Raw genomic sequence first — 16,769 nt, 5'->3', positions numbered from 1 at the left:
CGCGGCGGTTAAGCACGCTTGCCGCTGACGCTGACCGGACCCAACGGATACTTGACGTTGTGCGTGTCCACCCATTCGGTGTAGGCGGCGCGGGCGCCGGGGAAACCGATCGCCACCCATGCCTTCATGTCCTTGTTGCCGCCGTACATAGGGTCGGCCAGGTAACCGTTTTTGGCGTCGCCCAGCAGTTGGTTGAAGAAGGACGAAGCCTTCAGCGCCGGCTCGCCCAGCTCGGCGAAGCTGATCTCGTTCTTTTGCAGCGCGGTCAGGAGGGCGTCCTTGTCGGCGTCCGCCAGTTGCTCGAACGGCTTGCCGTACTTCTGCCTGGCATGCTGCTGCGACAGCTTGATGCCGGCGCGGTAGTTCTGCTGCGGCGTCAGCGTGCCCTGGAAGCCCAGCGTCGGCGCCGGGTTTTCCGGATGCGGGCCGTCCATGTAGACGTCATCGCCCAGGCCGTTGTGCAGTTGCTGGTCGATGAACACCGGCACATTGGTTTCCAGCGCGCCAGGGCCGCGGCCTTCGGCCGGGATCAGGTGGTCGCAGGCGGCCAGGATGAATTGCCATTCCGGCGCCGAGAAAAACACCGGCTGGTACTGGCTGAGTTGAACATTTTCCAGACCGTCGGCGTGTGCCTGACGGACCAGCGGAATGGACGCGATAGGAACGGCCGCCGCGGTGGCCATGAGAATAGTCCGTCGCGAAGGACTGAATTTGCCTGAGGACATAGGTAGCGAATGGTAAGTTTGGGGGAGGAAAACACCGGTTGGCAGACGGCTGCAACGGGCGTAAAACTTGATATAGCGCAAAAGCTCAAGGCAGTTTAAAACAGTTTTATTGCACAGTCAAAATATTTCATTGATAAACATATGGCCTGACCAAAAAGGCAATTGGCCTGACCAATCACCAGACACCATACGCACAATGTAGCCCCAAAAAAACGCCTGGCCACCCCGCACAGGGGTGGCCAGGGCCTCATGCCAAAGGCGGAGCGACGCTTAGCGCGCGCTCACGGTGACCGGGATCGAGGCGGTGGCGCTGGCGCCATTGCTGTCGGTGGCCACCACCTTCAGCGTGTAATTGCCGACCTTCGGCGCCGCCCAGGTGGCCGTGATCTGCATGCCGCTGACCTGAAAGGTCATGCCCAGCGGCGCGCCGGAAAGGCTGACGGCCACCGATTTGCTGGTCGCATCGCTAATGCCGATGGTGCCGCTCAGCGCGCGGTTGGCCACACCGACCATGGCGCTGGCATTGATGATCGGACCGCCGCTGGCGGTGGGGGCAGTGGGAGTATTGGAGGTCGACGTGCTGCCGGCGGCGGCAATCACCACAGTGAGGACGCCCGAGCCGCTGAGCCCATTCACACTGTCCCTGGCGGTGATGGTCACGCCATACGTGCCGGCCACCGGCGTCGCCCACGTCACCACGCCGGCGCCGCTGATGCTCATACCCGACGGCGCGCCGGTCAACGCATACGTTACCGCGTTACTGGCCGTGACCGGCGCGGTAAAGCTCAGCGCGGCGCCGGCCTTGCCACTGATGGTGGCGGCGGTGACCACCGGCGCCGCCTGCACCGTCAGGCCGGACAAGGCCGACAGCAACGCACCGCCGTTCGGCGTGCCGAGGCCGGTGGCCTGATCGTAACCGGTCTCGCCGCCACAAGCCGCGCAGCTACCGTGCCGACCGCTGGTGATGTCCTTGAACACGCTGGCATAGGTACCCGCCACGGTCGAGATATTGGTGTACAGCGCCGCGTGCGGCGCGGCCAGCGCGGCCTTGCCGTTGACCACGCGCAGCGCGTTGGCGATGGCGATCAGGCCGGCCCATTGCGGCGTCGCCAGGCTGGTGCCGCCGACGCTGGACCACTTCACGGTGCCGCTACCGGCGGCGATGATGGCCACGTACTGGCCGCTGCTCGGATCGGCATTGAAGGCGACATCGGCCACGGTGCGGCGCGCGGCCGTCCCCATGCCCGGCACCGCGCCGCTTTGATACGCCGGCGTCGCCACGTAGGCGCTGACGCCGCCACCGGTGTTGGACCACACCACCTCGGACCGCGCGCCCACGCCGCTGTAGCTCAGCGTGGTGCCGCCGACCGCCAGCACCTTGGGCGAGACCGACGGCCAGGCGACGCCGGCGCCGGAGTCGCCGGTGGCGGCCAGGTAGGTCATGTTGGCGCCGGAGAACACGCTGTCGGCCGCGCTGGTGGTACTGGTTTCGCTGCCGCCAAAACTCATCGACACCACGCCCGCGCCCAGCCTGTTGGCCAGCCGCACGCCGCCCAGCAGATTGTCGTAACTGGCGCTGGCCGCTTCGATCAGCACGATGCGCGCCAGCGGCGCGGTGGCGTGCGCCCATTGCACATCGAGCGCGATCTCGGTGGCCCAGCCGGCATCGTAGGCCGGCGCGGTGGCGCTCATGCCGCCGCTGGCCGTGCTGTAGACCACCGATAATTCGCAGCCGCTGGCGGATGCGGCGGCCAGCGGCAGACTGGCCGTGGTGGCGATGGTTTTGGTGGCGCAGGCCGGCAGGCCGAACTTGCTGTTGAAGGCCGACAGTTCAGCCGCCACGTTGGGATTGTGCATGGCGTCGACGATATAGATCGTCTGGCCGGCGCCCAGTTGCGCCGCCTGCGTCGCGCTCAGGCCGGTATAACTGCCCGGCAGCGCCGGCAAGCCATACGCGGCGCGGATCTGCGCCGGCGTGTAGGTGGCCACGGTGGTGCTGCTCGCCAGCGGCGTGGCCGACGACGTATCGGTGTCCACATTGGCCAAGCGGTTGGCCTGCGCGACGCGCAGCGACTCCAGCGTCAACCGGCGTGTGTTGAGACGGCGGAAGGCCGCCGGCACGGTTTGCGTGTGCACCGCCGTTTGCGCCTCGGCCGGCGCCTCCAGCAACAGCGGCGCCATGTGGAACGACGGCTGGGCAAACTGCGTCGCATCGGCCGGCGTCAACGCGCCGTCATCAAGTTGCAGAATGGTCGCGGCGGTCGCCAGCGGCGCGGCCTGCGGGGTGACGGAAGCGGTATCGCTGCCGCCACCGCATGCGCTCAGCAGCGCGGCAATGCAGAGCACAACGTGATGACGTGGTAATTTTGACATGGCAATGTCGCATGAGAGAAGGTCGGTCCATGGTATCAAAATTCCCACATGGAAAGATTTTCACGCCGACCACGTGTCGTGTAAAGTTGTGTAAAGACGGCGGCTGGCGAAAGGCGTATAGTCACGCGGAATCATACTGACACCGGAGACCCGCCATGAAAACGTCTGCATGGAAAGCCGCCGCCGCGATCATTTTCACCGTCGCCGCCACCAGCGCCGGCGCCGAGGCGAACGTTAGCTATCTCAACACCGCCGAAATGACCGACGTACCGCGTCACCCCAAAGACCTGGCGTCGATGGAGTACACCTTCACCGAGCAGCTCAAGCAGCTTTCCGACCGGCTGCCCGCCGGCCAGGTGTTGAAAGTGGAATTCCTCGATATCGACCTGGCGGGCGACGTGTTCCCGCGCGTGCCCGTGCGCGACATCCGCGTGACCAAAGGCCAGGCCGACTGGCCGCGCATCCATCTGCGCTACAGCATCGAACAGGACGGCAAGGTGCTGCGCAGCGGCGAGGGCAAGCTGGCCGACCCGAACTACCAGATGGGCGTCAACATGTACAGCCAAGAGCTGTACGCTTACGAAAAACAAATGCTCGATGCGTGGTTCCGCAAAGAGATCTTGCCGCCCCAGCGTTGATACCACTCACTGGTCTTTCTACTGGAAAGCAAAGACACAAACAGCGAGGACATCGCCGTTATTGCCAAGTTGAAAATGCAATTGGACCGTCGACCGCCAACGGTCTTCGGCATGATCTTCCTGACGGGCAATCTCACCATGCCAGTTCTTGAACTGACATCACTCAGCCCACCACATCGCATCCTGATCTGGCAACAGCAGGACATTGAGGCCGCCATGATGGCGAAAGATTTCCACAGCGCGCTACAGCATAAATATCGTAAGCTCTGCCGCTACGGGCTCATCGACGGCTCGTCTCACTGGCGTGACCTGGAGGTGTTCAAGTGAATATTTCTCTGATATTCGTAGTCGAAGGGAAAAACGATGCCATATTACTGCGTGAAGTACTGCAGTTATGCATGCCCCACGTGTCTTCTCGCTTCTTTGCAGCGCAAGGCAAGATGATGCTCGCCTCGGTCGCGCGCAATATAGCAGCGGATCTCCGCAGTCCGGTAATGATAATTGGCGACACAGACTCACTGGACAAGGCCGAGTCCCGGCACTTCAGAAACGATCACATCAAGGCGCTGTCAACGCTCTTGCCGTCGAATATGATCGACGCTTTTGCTTTCTGGCCTGATCTTGATACGGTCATCGCCGAAGCTACGCAATTAGAAATTAAAGGGTTGAAACGCGACAAGCTGCCAGCATTGCAACGGGCTATAGGCAAGACATCAGAAGCACAACTACGCGCGCATCCGCAATTGGAACCATTTCTTCAGGCAGTCGAAAGTCTGTGGGCAGTCATCACACCTGCACAACAACTTCTAGCTCCGCCAGCGAAAATCAGAACGTCAACAAGTCGTTCGTCATAACACTTGGCTTTTCAAATGGGGAAATCGCCGATTAATTCAACATGCTCGCCTAAATTCTTAGCCCATGCACTCATCTCCGAGCTGCTCTTAGGGTATGGATACGCTTCAATTCCTTTGACGCCAGCAGCGGTCATCGCCTGAAGGCTGGGGAAATACAGCCTGCTGTCAGACACACCTCTTTTCGCCATCGCGATTGAGCATTGCTTCTTTTTACGGAGGCAGGCGGTGAGTGCGTCAAGGGCACTGGCTTGGCTCTTGTATTCTTTGGTGACGCCATTAACCGACAACGTAAAAGTGATCTCGGGCGTTTCCAGCTTCGTCAGCGCATAGGATTTGGACAGCAGCACCTCATCAACACCTATAGATTTGAAAAATTCGACGCTCTCCTTCGCGACACCATCAATCGCTCTGCCGACGTCCGATTGCACCCCGCTATACGTTGGAGCGCCATGAACCCCCAAAACAGCGCCTTCCATGAGTTGTTTTCTTTTTGCGCCAAGAAAAATATAGTTTGCGCAGGCCGAAATACAGTAATTCCGAACAATCACCTCGACGTCGCTGGCGGTAAGATCTTTGCCGACACTGAGGCCAGCCAGCACATCGCCACCCTCCGAATCAATCACAATTGACGCGCCTTTTTCAGCAATAAAATTTCGAATAACCGTGACCGATGTTTCAGTGAGTTTGCCAGTGAAGTACAGCACCTCCCCAACGCGCTTACTTGAAAAGTCGGCGGCATAGGCGAAGCGGCTCTGCCAAAACAGCGAGAGCATCAGACAAGCAAAATACGCGGGAAGTCGTCTGGGCTTCGGCGTCTGGCAGTGTTGAGTGATGGAATCGCTGTTTGTCATCAATATCAGCTAACAATAAAATCTCTAGGCGGCAACAAAAAACCCCATAACTTCAGCGAGTTATGGGGTTTTTCATTTCCCTACGGTACGCCGTTAAAATGGTTATGCGCAGTGAAAAGTGTAAACAGTCTTGGATGTGTTTGATTAGGCCGCATCCAGCCAATCCATTCATAAAATCGTCAACAAACCTCTGATTTGTGCCCAGTTGTTTACACTTTTCGAAGCCCAGCCTTACCGCTGAACGTCTTCGCTCTTTGCAGTCGTATGTTGAGGATCCAAGGGGTCGCTTCCAGTGCACAACCCCGACTGCTTCAGCCGGTGATCCTTCCGAGGAGCTTAAAATAAGGCCACTCTACGTGAGCCGAATTTGTGCGCTGATTGGCTTTAAACGTAGGACGAATTCCGTTGATGGCGTCATACGCTTTATCGGCCTTAATTTTGAACGGATACTTGATAGACAGCACATTCTTCTTATCAGATATCATGCCAAATTCCTCACCATATTCATTCGGGAAAAATCTATGATGAACGTTTGCGCCACGCACAAAGTACGAATGAAGATTAGGAGCAGCAACGCTATGAGCTTTCTGTTTCGAAAAAATTAATCTATTAAGATGAAATAAAGTTAGAGCAACAAACCCAAAGGAATACAACGTAAAAAAATTATATGATATCGCTGTGCTCGACCCTTTATATGACTTATGTACAGCGGGATCTGGTCCTGTTAAATCACGTTCACCGACAGCATTTGATAGATAAAAACCTTCAACAGCAACACCCTGATGATCGGAGAGCTGTATATAATTTACGTCCACGGCATCATGCTTAACCTTATTGGACAACTTTCTTACAAATGCATGTGCTTTAGAGGTAGAGTCTAAGAACTCGCCATAAATCACCGATTTATTAGATTTAAGCCATATATTTACATCACTATTATCGTTCTCTGCAACAGGGGAGATCGCCTTTATTATTAACAAAAGATTGTCGTAAAACGTATCCAGAGAAAGAATGTAACTGCAAATCGCAGCATCTTTTGACTTATCGAAAGGATTCTTTTCGATAGATTTCAAAAATTCATTCAAAGCAGCGTTGAGCTTATCAAATTGCAACCGCAAGATGTCCGCAGGATGCTTTATATTGTGAGCAATGTGAAATCCAGTCTCCGATGAAATTGCACACAAATTACTGTAAAGCTTTGTACTTCTTACTGCATCAAACGTCAGCTCCAAATTATCCTCCTCAACAGCCAGCGCATACTTAATGGTCGCAATATCTATTTAAACAATTCAATCAACCTAGTTTCATCAAGAACTAATCGGATATAGCAAAAAAACCATAACGTCCAATATTTTTGTTTTTTGTAAAATGTTGATAGTGCATCATAGGTATTAAGTCTGATTCAGGCTCTTGATTATCAAAAACTATGATCTGATTATCATTATAAGAATCGCATAAATCCCGATAAACTGAATACACCATATCGCTTTCGATAGATTCGTCCTCTTCCCCTTGGTCAATATCCGCCTTCTTGTATGTTGTCAATGGAGAATCCAGGATAACAAAGCCTGGATGACGTTTTGACTCCATCAATGTCTTCATTAAGCCAATAACAAAAGCAGAACATGCTACGGCTCGGTATCCTTTTCCAAAGTCCTTTCTTGGTGTTCCACCTATTTCTAGATCACGCGACTCATCGACAAAACGAGAGGGATGATAATCGGGGAATCCCCAACATTTCAGAATTTCCTCGACGTTCGCGATAAATAACTCAGTCTGACTGGAAAAATCGTCAAATACATAAGAAAGTTTTTCGGGTGCTGTGAAGCTTCGAAGCTTGTCGAGTTCAACCTGAGCAGAGTTGCGTCCTTCAAGCCTGGCAAGTGCTCCAGTCAATTCGGCCTTCTTATTGAAGAAATTATTTTTCTCAGCTACTAGTTCATTTAACTTTTCGAAGATATCGACATTAATATTCCCATCTATCTCGCTGATCAGCGACCTAATCTCATTCAGCTCATCGCCAACCCGCGATATATTTGAATCAAGGTGATCAATCGTGTCTCTTAGGTCATCCATTTGAACTTCGATTTTGTGAGCCTCCGCGTGAGCGCTCTGCAATACAAGTTCTATATCAGCGTCGACGTCGGTTTCTAAAAAGTCTGCGCCACAGGTAGGACAGGTTACTTCACTATAATTTTCCAAGAGGTGAGCCGCTTCTGAAACACCACCAACTCTCGATAAATCCGACTTATATTTCTCCATGAGCAAGCCAAACCGCTGAGCAAGAACTTTTGCTTCGTTGACCTCTGTTTCCTTGAGCAAAGCTTGGTCTATGTAGCTCTTGCGCTCCATAAGCATTTCAGATTTTGAAGAGATCAATTGCTGAATTGCCCCATCAATGTCGACGATTGATTTATTTAGCCTGATGATTTGGTCTTTAATTTCGTCATCCGAACCAGCCGTCAGCGGAACATCTGGAAAAATCTTCAGCATTAGTTCTTCAAGATTTCTAATTCTTTTTTTAACTGCCTCGCCGCTCTCTTCCTCTTTGTAATTTTCTTTCGCACGACTATCATCAATGCCTGTTAGAAGCGTCTTCAACAGGGATTTTTCAAGTGTCCTTTCGGTGCGCTGGCCAGTTCCGAGAGGTGAGTAATCAGCGACAATACGTTTCTCATCTACTAAAAATACCGACTCTAGTGTTCGCAACGTCAATGCTTGAGTAGTGTGATTTTCTTTGCTTTTTAGCAGCAATTTGTTATTTAAGCCTATTTTCTTCAAAAAATAATTTGATAAATTTTTGAAATTCGCCTTATGACTACCTTTTAGCACAACGGGTTTTTCGCCGAACTCTGTCACCACAGTTGCAGCATTCGCCTCAAATTTTCTTCGAATCTCAAAAGTCTTTTCATTCTCTTCAATAGTCAAAATTACGGTGTTGTAACCCCTTGACTCCTTGATTGACTTAGGAATAGAAGTCGAGCCAAATGCAAATTTTATGCATTCAATAACATATGATTTCCCTGTATTTGATGGGCCAGCCACAACGTTAAGGCCGCTGGAGAAATAGAGAAATGCTGACCTTACATTTTCACCGCAAACTTCAATCGATTTTATTATCATTTTCGCTCTGAGAATCCATGTACATAACCTATACGCTTGTTGTCCAAACTTTCATAATTTGATTCAAGCCATAGCAAATTAGTCCAAATATCCTTATAGTATTCAGATTTCAAACAGCCAATGTACTGGGCAGTTTCCTCATTGGCTTTGAAATAAATTCCCGTTGAATTTATCTCCGAAGAAATTATGCCGCGACTCAGAAACAACTTCAAAGCAGCTGGCAGCGACTCCCGGCGATAGATTAGTTCAGCAATCTTGTTCGGCAAATCTGTGTGGACATTAATCGGTCCACCAAATTCTTTGGCGTAAAGCAACACATAGTCAAAAAAGACTAGGCGATCGATGTCCAATACCCGGTCAGCCAGACATGCCAAGATAAAACTGGAGCGCGTCGCCAACTCAATACGATTATTGAAAAACGAGGACGTTGTAGATGTATTAGTCATCGCTCTTCCACCTAAATTTCTTGTCATTTACGATGTGATGCGTCAGTCCTTTTTTGTCCTGAACCTTCATATAAAACTTTAAAGGATGTGATTCGTAAGACGTATGCACGGCCATCTCAGAGACCTTGAGGTAACGCGTATAGCCTTCAGGATGAGGTAAGTTCACTGTTGCTGAGATGGCTTCATAGCATTCGGCTTTTAATTCTTGGAATGCCGAGGCAGGAAGCCAATCTCTTGAAAACAGATCCAAAGACGCTGCGCAAAAATAATTGTTGCGAGCATTGATTAATTCATTCTGAAGTTTGACGCGTGAGGGCAATGTAGCCATGCTTACGGTAGTTTTTGTGAAATCACTAAACGCGTCCAACAAGGCTTGAACGTATATTTGTTCAACAGACCAATCTACGTCCGCCGGGGCGGCCTGCGGCATCGGTCGCTTTCTAGAGTAAAGACCAAACCGTATATCATGGTAAGGAGTAGCACGGTGAAGCTCTATTATTCTTATTGGTGGAATGTCATCAAAAATCCTAAAATCAACTTTTTCGTCGATATATTTTTTCAATTCCGACGTCAGTTCCACATCAACCTTTGAAGTAATTCCGGCTTTGATGGTTTTTTCCCATCGATCTAGAACTTCCTTCTTAAGTGAATTTCCTGTCTTATCGTTAATTGCTTTGATTAAATTCGTACTACTCCCCTTCGGGGATACGAAATAATATTCGGAAGGTAAGGTATATTCGCCGATATAGCTATAGTAGACGAGTTTTCCTATTTCGAGCACGACGTCAGCTATGCTGAGCTTAGTTCCGTAATATTTGCATTGATAATTTACCCATCCGGTGGCTGTATATGCAATTACGTCACGCCCCATATCGCCACCGCCACCGCATCGGGTAACTTTTGTGTATTTATTTTTTATCCCAGAAACAAATTCAACTGTAAAGTCTTCCCACGCATCCTCATCCAGTGTGTTTAACCGCATTAGTGGACTGATGGGGGAACCCGTTGCAACCGCTAAAGCGGTCAACATTTCTTCTGGTGAGTGAGGCTCGGAGAGATCCTTCTCTGGAGGCAACATATCTTAGGTTCTCAATGCTATTTTCAAATGTCTATGAACTGATGGCCGCTTGCAGCGACTGTAGTTCACGACAGGTATAGGCATTCTACGTATTGCCGTTCGACAAATACTATCCGATTGTCACACTTCGATGACTTTCGGCACTTAAGCGCTGATCTATAGGCGGGTCTAAAATCCCGACTGACTCTTACGCGGCAACGGGCGAGATGGTTTCGATTAGCTCATGCTGCCAGAAAGAGCTGAAAGCCCACTGAGCGACACGGAGAATGCTGTGTAGACCGACGCTTTCTTATTCAACTCCCCTGACTCCTGGACCGCACGCAACACCGCAGCAGTCCACGCCAACTGCTTAAGATCAGGAAGTACCGGCTCCATCTCTGTTTCCAAGGTTGGAACTATTCTGCTAGATCGCCACCAATAATATGCAGAACAGAGCCCGGTGAGGACGGAAAGTGCCGCGAACAAAAGGCTAAGAATTTTCATTGAATTTCTAGGTATTTGTATGGTCGAAGAGGCGAATGCACTCGCCTGTAGCTTACTTAAAATACTTGCTCCAGACGAGGGTGGCGACAACGATCGTTGCAGCCCCCCACAATATATTGTGCATATGCTGCATCATTGCCCAACGTAATGGCCTTGCCTCCCTCCGCCTTTGCTCAGCAAACAGCTCTTTCACTGCTCGGGTTCGATGAACTAACTCGTCTTCCGCCATTCTTTTGCGATACAAGGTACTAGCTAAAAACTCCATCAGATTGTGCTCTGAAATGTTTTGCTTCCAGCGATCGGTGAGAACCAGATCCTTCGCCGGAATGGGAAGCGAGATCCCAGACTTGCGCTCAGCGGAAGCGTATTCAAACTTCAATCCGAACTGCTCATAGAATCGATTTCTACGCTCTCGGTTCTCCTCGCGTGCTTGCCCTTCCAGTAGATTGATGGTGTGCACCGTGGCATCCGGCCAGCGCTTGGCCCACCTGACGACCTCATTCATCAGGTAGGTCCCTAACCCATGTCCCTGGAGAGACGGAGGATTGATAACAACCATGCCGCCAGTCAACGATCCAGCGGTAATGGACACCGTATTCACATGAGCATGATAACTGCCACTGAACTCGCCCCTGGCAGGGTCACGTGGATATCCGTCGTCGGAGATTTCTCGATAAATGATGTTGATTGTGTTGTCGGCGGTCGCATAGCGATCACAGGCGCGTGTTTGCTCTATCCGTTCGACCAAAAAGAAGCCCATCGACGGTCGTTCTGGATTTTTCCGATTTCGGACTTCAAGCACCTGGAGTGTTGGACTGACAGGAGCGCCATTCTCCCATGTAGAGTCGAATGATGCTCCGGTCATCATTAACCCTTCATGCGACGCAATAAGTCATGCTCGTTCGTGCTGGTGAGCTGGACGTAGTCACTGCTCCGTAAGACCTTTGCAGCGGACTCCACGTCGAGGTGCGCGGTTGGTTCTACGGGCTGGGTTCCGTACACGACCTTGCCTGAATCAATTTTCAGTAGACCGGTAAGTAGGTCGCGGACCTCTGATTCGCGACTATCCCGCTGTACGTTGAGTCCCGGATAGTCATGTACGATTTGAAGGGGTGTTGCGATGCCTGGTAACGCGATCTCGATCAGCACTAGCATCAGTGGGGTGTTGTGAACGAGCGAAAAATCCTCAACCGGAAGGATGTTGCCTTCGACGTAGCGCTTTGTAACGATCAAGCGAATCTGACTTACGTTGGAGAGTTTTGCATACGCGAGGGTGGTGTCTAGAAACGAGCTTGTGGACTGCGCGTCTGTGCGAATGTACAGCGGATTTTTCATTAAGGCTCCCAGAATAGTTCCGATTGGAAACTCTTAGTGTACATTCGGCTGTACAACTTACTCAACATATTGCATAACAACAACGGTTTACGTTACGATATGACACGCAAATCTGTTCGGATGCGACGTTTTGAGGCTTCGCATCCCTCAGAAATCGACAATTTGTCGAGTGCGGTTGCAAATTATGCGATGTACGTATAAAATGGGCTTCTAGTCGAGAGTGCTGATGCTTCGGTACGTTGGGCGATTGTTCCACTCGGCTTACCAAATTCCAACGGACCGCAATGCGGTCCGTTTTTCGTTTAGGGTCTCCATGCATCTACTTTACTTAGATGAGTCAGGGCATTCACATGATCCCAACTCTCAGTTTTTTGTGCTCGCTGGCTTTAGCGTTTTCGAACGACAAACTCATTGGCTGGAGTCGCAGATTACTCCTGTTGCAGAGCGGTTCAGCAAGAGCAATCCGAGTGCGATAGAGTTTCACGGCGCTCCGATGAGGTCTGGCAAGGACGAGTGGGAAGGAGTTGCTCCCGCTGATCGAGTCCAAGCAGTGGTTGACATCCTGGATTTGCTCTCTGATCGCCAACTGCAATTGAGAGTTTATGTTTCAGTAATTGAAAAAAGCCTTTTCGCACCCGAGGCGATCCTTCAGCAAAGTTTTGAGGATATCGCCTCTTGCTTCGATCAATACCTTCAGAGCCTTTATCGAAGAAAAAACGATCCTCAGCGCGGGTTAGTTATTTTTGATAAAAGCAATTACGAGCAAAAACTTCAAGCTCTTTCTCAGGTATTCAAACATCAGGGAAATGCTAATGGAAAAGTACGGAACTTTGCTGAGGTTCCGCTATTTTTAGATTCAAAAGCGTCGCGTTTGATTCAGCTGGCAGATCTTATCGCTTATTGGACATTCAGGTATTTCCAATCGGGTGATGACCGTGGGTACAAAATGATTGAGCCCTATTTCTGTCGTTTTGCGGGTGCAAATGGTTATATGCCTAGAATAACCGCTGCGACTGAACAACGGCTCCAAACATTGGCTGCTCAGAAATATCCATTCCCTGCGCCGACAGCACGCACTTCGACAACAACCTCGCCTACAACTACTGTGATTTCAACGACGGCGACGGCAACGGTAACTCAAATCCAAATTGAAGTGCCAGGAACCTGATAACAGGGTTCTGAAACCTTAAAGAATATCGAACACCGATCGATCAGGTGTTCGATTTCTTGGCCTGATTGCGTTGGTGTATTTCGACCACCCATTGGCTTAGGTCAATATAGGGACCAAACGCTAATTTATGTGGCATTGTGCGTCGAACATCTTCCGCAGCGTCTGTGAAACTTGAGGTTGTTACGATAATCCCCCGATTGGCCCGGTGTTGATCTACAACACCGGCCATCCTCTGGACCACGCCAATCCCAACCTTATTGTTTGCTGCATATCGCTTACATTCGATCAGATGCAGCAGGTCGCCGCCAAAGACATTTTTCTGCACGGCGAAAATATCAATGCCGCCATCACGAGTTTCAGGCGTCAAAGTTACTTCAAAACCGTTATTTCTGAAAATGGCGGCGACTAGTTCTTCAAACCGACGCGGTGTGATCAGCCGCATTTGCTCTGGATGGCGCGCAAGGTATGCGAACATCTCGCGTTCAACATCAACCAACTGAATTAAACTCAAGCTGCCAGGAGCTTCGTACAAAGGTGTACCAGCACTGAGAAACTCAGGATAAGGACTGCCTTCCTTCACGTAGTCCGACTCAAATAATGCTGTAACCTCGGCATCAGTCAAATCTTCTCCAAGCGCAAGCTTCCGCATCGCCGACTCGGACAGCTCGATCATGTCGAATGCCTGAGCAGCAGTCCGTAACCTCGGGGGCGTCCGATGAAATCGCTGGTTGAATTTTCTTTTCTTCCGCGCCATTTGAAGTTTACGAAAAGTACAGTTATTTAATCAGATAATCGTCTTTATTTTTGCCATCGAGCCACTTGGGAGCACGGCCACGCCCAGTCCACTCTTCCCCGGTTGCCGTATCACGATATTTCGCAGGAACAGGCTTACGAACCTGCGCTACCTTTGCGGTGCTACCCAGATCAGCGACCGTCAAACCATACGTCTGCATGATTTCACGGATCTGCTGCTTCGCAGCCGCAATTTCGGTATCGCGTACTTGCGCTGCCTGTTTTTCGAGGGCGGCGATCTGGGCTTTCAAATCTGCGTAAGAGGTCATTTCTAGTCCTATGGATGTGGAAAGAGCTATTGTACAGGTAACGACTTTACGTTCAATCTACTTTAATCCTCTTCGTTTCGCAGCAAGGGAACACTAAACTCTTAGTGGGTTGGACTACGAGTGGTCCTGCCCGTCTTTCTTGCTCTCAATCTGTCTTCGAACTTCAAATCGGTGATGCCAATATGGCCGCTCCTTCAGCAACTTCACCTTACATTTCAGTATAGGCATAATTGGAACGAAAAGTGCAACGCTAAGTGCGCCAAGTGAAAAGGTAAGTACGTACTCCAAAATTGGGAATACAACTGCAAATTTAGCGCTAGCTAGTAGTGCAAACCATAAACAGCAACCTCCTGCCCACAATTTCCAGCTCGGAAGAATAATTCCATTTATATCAAGAATGGAGACATCAACATATGTGTTTTCAACCTCCTCATCTAATCGCAGAGGAGAAAAATCAACCACAGGCGTGCCATAAGGTTTAATCACTCTATCTTCAGCAAATGCTTTTCTAACCCGCTCTAACTTTGGATAGTTGTTAGGCCATTTATTTTCAAACTTTATTCCGTATTTGGCCAGAAGCGGCTTAGCTAAATATGCACCGTTTACTTTCTCGACCAACGAGTCATCTAAAACTGCAAAACATTCACTACCAATCTCAAAGATCTTTATGCGCTCAGCCTCAGGATAGCCTTCATCATGAACAATTGCAGGGATATAAGGAAGATCTTTTTCCCTGAATAGTGCAACCCTATTTTTCCCCTCGTGGGCTAACACAATTCCTAATGGTTTTATGTAGGAGTAACTCGCACACTCGCCTTGTGCGCGTGAAGCATCTGACTTTTCAAAGTCTTCAAATGCCTTTTTTATGACATGCTCTTTTTCATCTTCATCCAAGCTGCTTGGTCGCCACCTCCAACTTTCACCGACCACCATTGAAGTTGCTACCAATGCTTTGTAGCCCTTTTTACTCTCAAAAGAAGCACGCTGAGAGTTAAAAAATGGAAGCACAAAATCCGCAAAGGTGAACGGTGCAATTGTGGAGTTCCCCATGAAGTCAGGGAACAGGTGGCGAGCCAGAACTGCCCCCAATGGATTGCGATCCAACCCATCCAACTGATTTTTCAACGCTACCAAGTCCTTAGCAGCAGTTCCAAATGTAAATTTCTCTGTCGTTATCACGACCGGTGAGCTTGCGTCCATCGTAGTCCTATTGAAGTAAGCACAGGAGGGGGGTTGCCATGTGGCAATGTAGCATGAATTTTGCGGCAACATAAAACGAATGCTAAGCGTTTTCGCGGGAGACCAAGCCGAGGTAATCGAAGCAGGCCGCGAGATCAGCATAGGAGATCTCATAGCGAATTTCGAGGCCAGCTGCCCTGCGGCCACCAGCATTGGAAAAATGACTTCGGGTATCGACGGGTCAGACTTGGCCAGCCTTACAATGTCGCCAAAACATTATTAACTATACAATGACGAAGTCTCAGCGTCATACAGACGACAGCATTTGCTAACGGCGTAGTCGTGACGCCATGCTTCTTGTTTTATCAAGGAGCATGTATGAATCAGTTCAAGACCTCGAACCATCATTGCGCAACGGCACAGAAGCGCATCACGGTCACCCGTCAAACGTTCCGAATCGACGCAGGTATCGGTAGCGACCAAGTTTTTACCCAGCACGAGTATGAATGCTCCAATGGGTCGAACTGTACGTACCGAATGGGCGAAAAATGTGGGGTGTTCCGCCTGAACAACTCCTAATAGCATTCCCATGAGTTCGCCTTGCGCTGGCTATGAGTTCAATGCACACTTTCTTATCGACACTGATGATTGCGTAATGGACGAAGCGAAGCTGGCCTGGGCGGACTTAGTCCAAACTTACTCTGGCGGGAAAGTCATGTTTGTATCGACGCCAGAATTAGGGGAAGACCATTGCTGGGAAGGCGTTAGAAACGGCGTTTATTGCATATGGCGTGAAGATGATGAAGGGCGCTGGGAGATTTGCCAACGCCAGCATTTGATGGTCAGCCGTCCCGTAGTGACCGATCCGAGCGATCCCACGCAGATCTACGAAATGACGATCCAAGAGGTCATCAAGAGGGTTCGGCAGCTGACTTTAGGCTCATTTGACGCGCCTATGGATGTTCAGAGAGAACGCTACGCCCTTGCGATCGAGGTGTGTGAAGATTGGCTACCGATTCGCAGACCAGCTGCATGCGCTAAGCTGGATGTAACCAACACCTGCTCCTTGTCCATCACGGCCAGCCGACCATGACTTCCACGTATTATTTGGCACCAAGCTCAATGGATTTTCCTGTGAATGCGAAAATTTTTCTTAATGATGACGAACTGGTTGCCGAGCTTCCAGGCAATGTGCGCCTGTCGCATAAGGACGCCGTCTGTCTAGCTGACCTGCTATGGAGTAAGGGGGTGACCGTGTCAGAGGTCGTAATGTTGGATTGGCACGAGGATGCCAGCCGTGCGCCCCTTAACGGTCAGAAGATCGCCATCTATCAACGTCTACGACTACTTGAGCAATCCGAGGATTGATTGATCTCATTAAAGACACTGAGAGAGGACCAACCACTTGACTGAAGAACGCGAGCTTGCGGGCCGATCTGACGAGGCACCACA

The 16,769-nt window shown here is 50.5% G+C and carries 19 protein-coding genes; 7 read left to right on the top strand and 12 right to left on the bottom strand.

All coding sequences use genetic code 11. The features are described from left to right. Positions 1-8 precede the first annotated feature (8 nt). Together GTP44_RS02325 and GTP44_RS02320 are read right to left on the bottom strand one after the other, a co-directional pair. Positions 9-683, bottom strand: a complete 675-nt coding sequence (locus GTP44_RS02325) for a gluconate 2-dehydrogenase subunit 3 family protein (protein ID WP_371867126.1) — start codon at positions 681-683, stop codon at positions 9-11. Between the two features lie 312 nt (positions 684-995). Continuing rightward, positions 996-3,098, bottom strand: coding sequence for a S53 family peptidase (locus tag GTP44_RS02320; protein ID WP_161018141.1), 2,103 nt, complete (start codon positions 3,096-3,098; stop codon positions 996-998). Between the two features lie 155 nt (positions 3,099-3,253). Here GTP44_RS02320 and GTP44_RS02315 point away from each other — a divergent pair, with 155 nt between their 5' ends. From GTP44_RS02315 to GTP44_RS02305, 3 genes are all read left to right on the top strand, one after another. Next, positions 3,254-3,736 (top strand): DUF3016 domain-containing protein, encoded by a 483-nt coding sequence (locus tag GTP44_RS02315; protein WP_161018140.1) that lies wholly within the window; start codon positions 3,254-3,256, stop codon positions 3,734-3,736. Between the two features lie 75 nt (positions 3,737-3,811). Further along, positions 3,812-4,063 (top strand): hypothetical protein, encoded by a 252-nt coding sequence (locus tag GTP44_RS02310; protein ID WP_161018139.1) that lies wholly within the window; start codon positions 3,812-3,814, stop codon positions 4,061-4,063. After that, entirely contained in the window at positions 4,060-4,590 is a 531-nt protein-coding gene (locus GTP44_RS02305; protein WP_161018138.1) for a hypothetical protein, read from the top strand. Before GTP44_RS02310 ends, GTP44_RS02305 begins: the two co-directional genes overlap by 4 nt. A gap of 11 nt (positions 4,591-4,601) precedes the next feature. Here the strand turns inward: GTP44_RS02305 and GTP44_RS02300 are convergent, their stop codons facing one another. The 7 genes from GTP44_RS02300 to GTP44_RS02270 all read right to left on the bottom strand — a co-directional run bounded on the left by GTP44_RS02300 (position 4,602) and on the right by GTP44_RS02270 (position 11,906). Continuing rightward, positions 4,602-5,441 (bottom strand): hypothetical protein, encoded by an 840-nt coding sequence (locus GTP44_RS02300; RefSeq protein WP_161018137.1) that lies wholly within the window; start codon positions 5,439-5,441, stop codon positions 4,602-4,604. Between the two features lie 311 nt (positions 5,442-5,752). Next, complete coding sequence (locus tag GTP44_RS02295) at positions 5,753-6,673, bottom strand: hypothetical protein (RefSeq protein ID WP_161018136.1); 921 nt, start codon at positions 6,671-6,673, stop codon at positions 5,753-5,755. Between the two features lie 82 nt (positions 6,674-6,755). Further along, positions 6,756-8,564, bottom strand: a complete 1,809-nt coding sequence (locus GTP44_RS02290) for an AAA family ATPase (protein WP_161018135.1) — start codon at positions 8,562-8,564, stop codon at positions 6,756-6,758. After that, complete coding sequence (locus GTP44_RS02285; RefSeq protein WP_161018134.1) at positions 8,561-9,010, bottom strand: ABC-three component system middle component 2; 450 nt, start codon at positions 9,008-9,010, stop codon at positions 8,561-8,563. The genes GTP44_RS02290 and GTP44_RS02285 overlap by 4 nt, the downstream gene beginning before the upstream one ends. Then, positions 9,003-10,088 (bottom strand): ABC-three component system protein, encoded by a 1,086-nt coding sequence (locus GTP44_RS02280; RefSeq protein ID WP_161018133.1) that lies wholly within the window; start codon positions 10,086-10,088, stop codon positions 9,003-9,005. The genes GTP44_RS02285 and GTP44_RS02280 overlap by 8 nt, the downstream gene beginning before the upstream one ends. Before the next feature lie 535 nt (positions 10,089-10,623). Beyond that, entirely contained in the window at positions 10,624-11,439 is an 816-nt protein-coding gene (locus GTP44_RS02275) for a GNAT family N-acetyltransferase (RefSeq protein ID WP_161018132.1), read from the bottom strand. After that, complete coding sequence (locus GTP44_RS02270) at positions 11,439-11,906, bottom strand: hypothetical protein (protein ID WP_161018131.1); 468 nt, start codon at positions 11,904-11,906, stop codon at positions 11,439-11,441. The genes GTP44_RS02275 and GTP44_RS02270 overlap by 1 nt, the downstream gene beginning before the upstream one ends. A gap of 313 nt (positions 11,907-12,219) precedes the next feature. On the opposite strand from GTP44_RS02270, the gene GTP44_RS02265 reads away from it, so the two are divergent. Next, a complete protein-coding gene (locus GTP44_RS02265; RefSeq protein ID WP_161018130.1) occupies positions 12,220-13,074 on the top strand; it encodes a DUF3800 domain-containing protein in 855 nt (284 codons plus the stop codon). 43 nt (positions 13,075-13,117) lie between these two features. Here the strand turns inward: GTP44_RS02265 and GTP44_RS02260 are convergent, their stop codons facing one another. The 3 genes from GTP44_RS02260 to GTP44_RS02250 form a co-directional block, all read right to left on the bottom strand. Beyond that, positions 13,118-13,750, bottom strand: a complete 633-nt coding sequence (locus GTP44_RS02260) for a restriction endonuclease (RefSeq protein WP_161018129.1) — start codon at positions 13,748-13,750, stop codon at positions 13,118-13,120. A gap of 103 nt (positions 13,751-13,853) precedes the next feature. After that, complete coding sequence (locus tag GTP44_RS02255; protein WP_161018128.1) at positions 13,854-14,138, bottom strand: H-NS histone family protein; 285 nt, start codon at positions 14,136-14,138, stop codon at positions 13,854-13,856. Positions 14,139-14,252: 114 nt separating this feature from the next. Continuing rightward, positions 14,253-15,338: a hypothetical protein gene (locus tag GTP44_RS02250; protein WP_161018127.1), complete on the bottom strand. Its 1,086-nt coding sequence runs from the start codon at positions 15,336-15,338 to the stop codon at positions 14,253-14,255. A gap of 357 nt (positions 15,339-15,695) precedes the next feature. Between GTP44_RS02250 and GTP44_RS02245 the strand changes: the two genes are divergently transcribed. The 3 genes from GTP44_RS02245 (at position 15,696) to GTP44_RS02235 (ending at position 16,685) form a co-directional block, all read left to right on the top strand. After that, on the top strand, positions 15,696-15,896 hold the full coding sequence (locus GTP44_RS02245; protein ID WP_161018126.1) for a hypothetical protein: 201 nt from the start codon (positions 15,696-15,698) through the stop codon (positions 15,894-15,896). A gap of 76 nt (positions 15,897-15,972) precedes the next feature. Continuing rightward, positions 15,973-16,410 carry a hypothetical protein gene (locus GTP44_RS02240; RefSeq protein WP_161018125.1) on the top strand — a complete coding sequence of 146 codons (438 nt, stop codon included), beginning with the start codon at positions 15,973-15,975 and terminating at the stop codon, positions 16,408-16,410. Beyond that, positions 16,407-16,685, top strand: a complete 279-nt coding sequence (locus tag GTP44_RS02235; RefSeq protein ID WP_161018124.1) for a hypothetical protein — start codon at positions 16,407-16,409, stop codon at positions 16,683-16,685. Before GTP44_RS02240 ends, GTP44_RS02235 begins: the two co-directional genes overlap by 4 nt. Positions 16,686-16,769 lie beyond the last annotated feature (84 nt).

Origin of the sequence: Duganella lactea (genome assembly GCF_009857505.1) — a bacterium.
In the GTDB taxonomy this organism is placed as follows: domain Bacteria; phylum Pseudomonadota; class Gammaproteobacteria; order Burkholderiales; family Burkholderiaceae_D; genus Rugamonas; species Rugamonas lactea.
The sequence above is the reverse complement of the archived record's forward strand: the minus strand, read 5'-3'. Positions and strand labels throughout refer to the sequence as shown.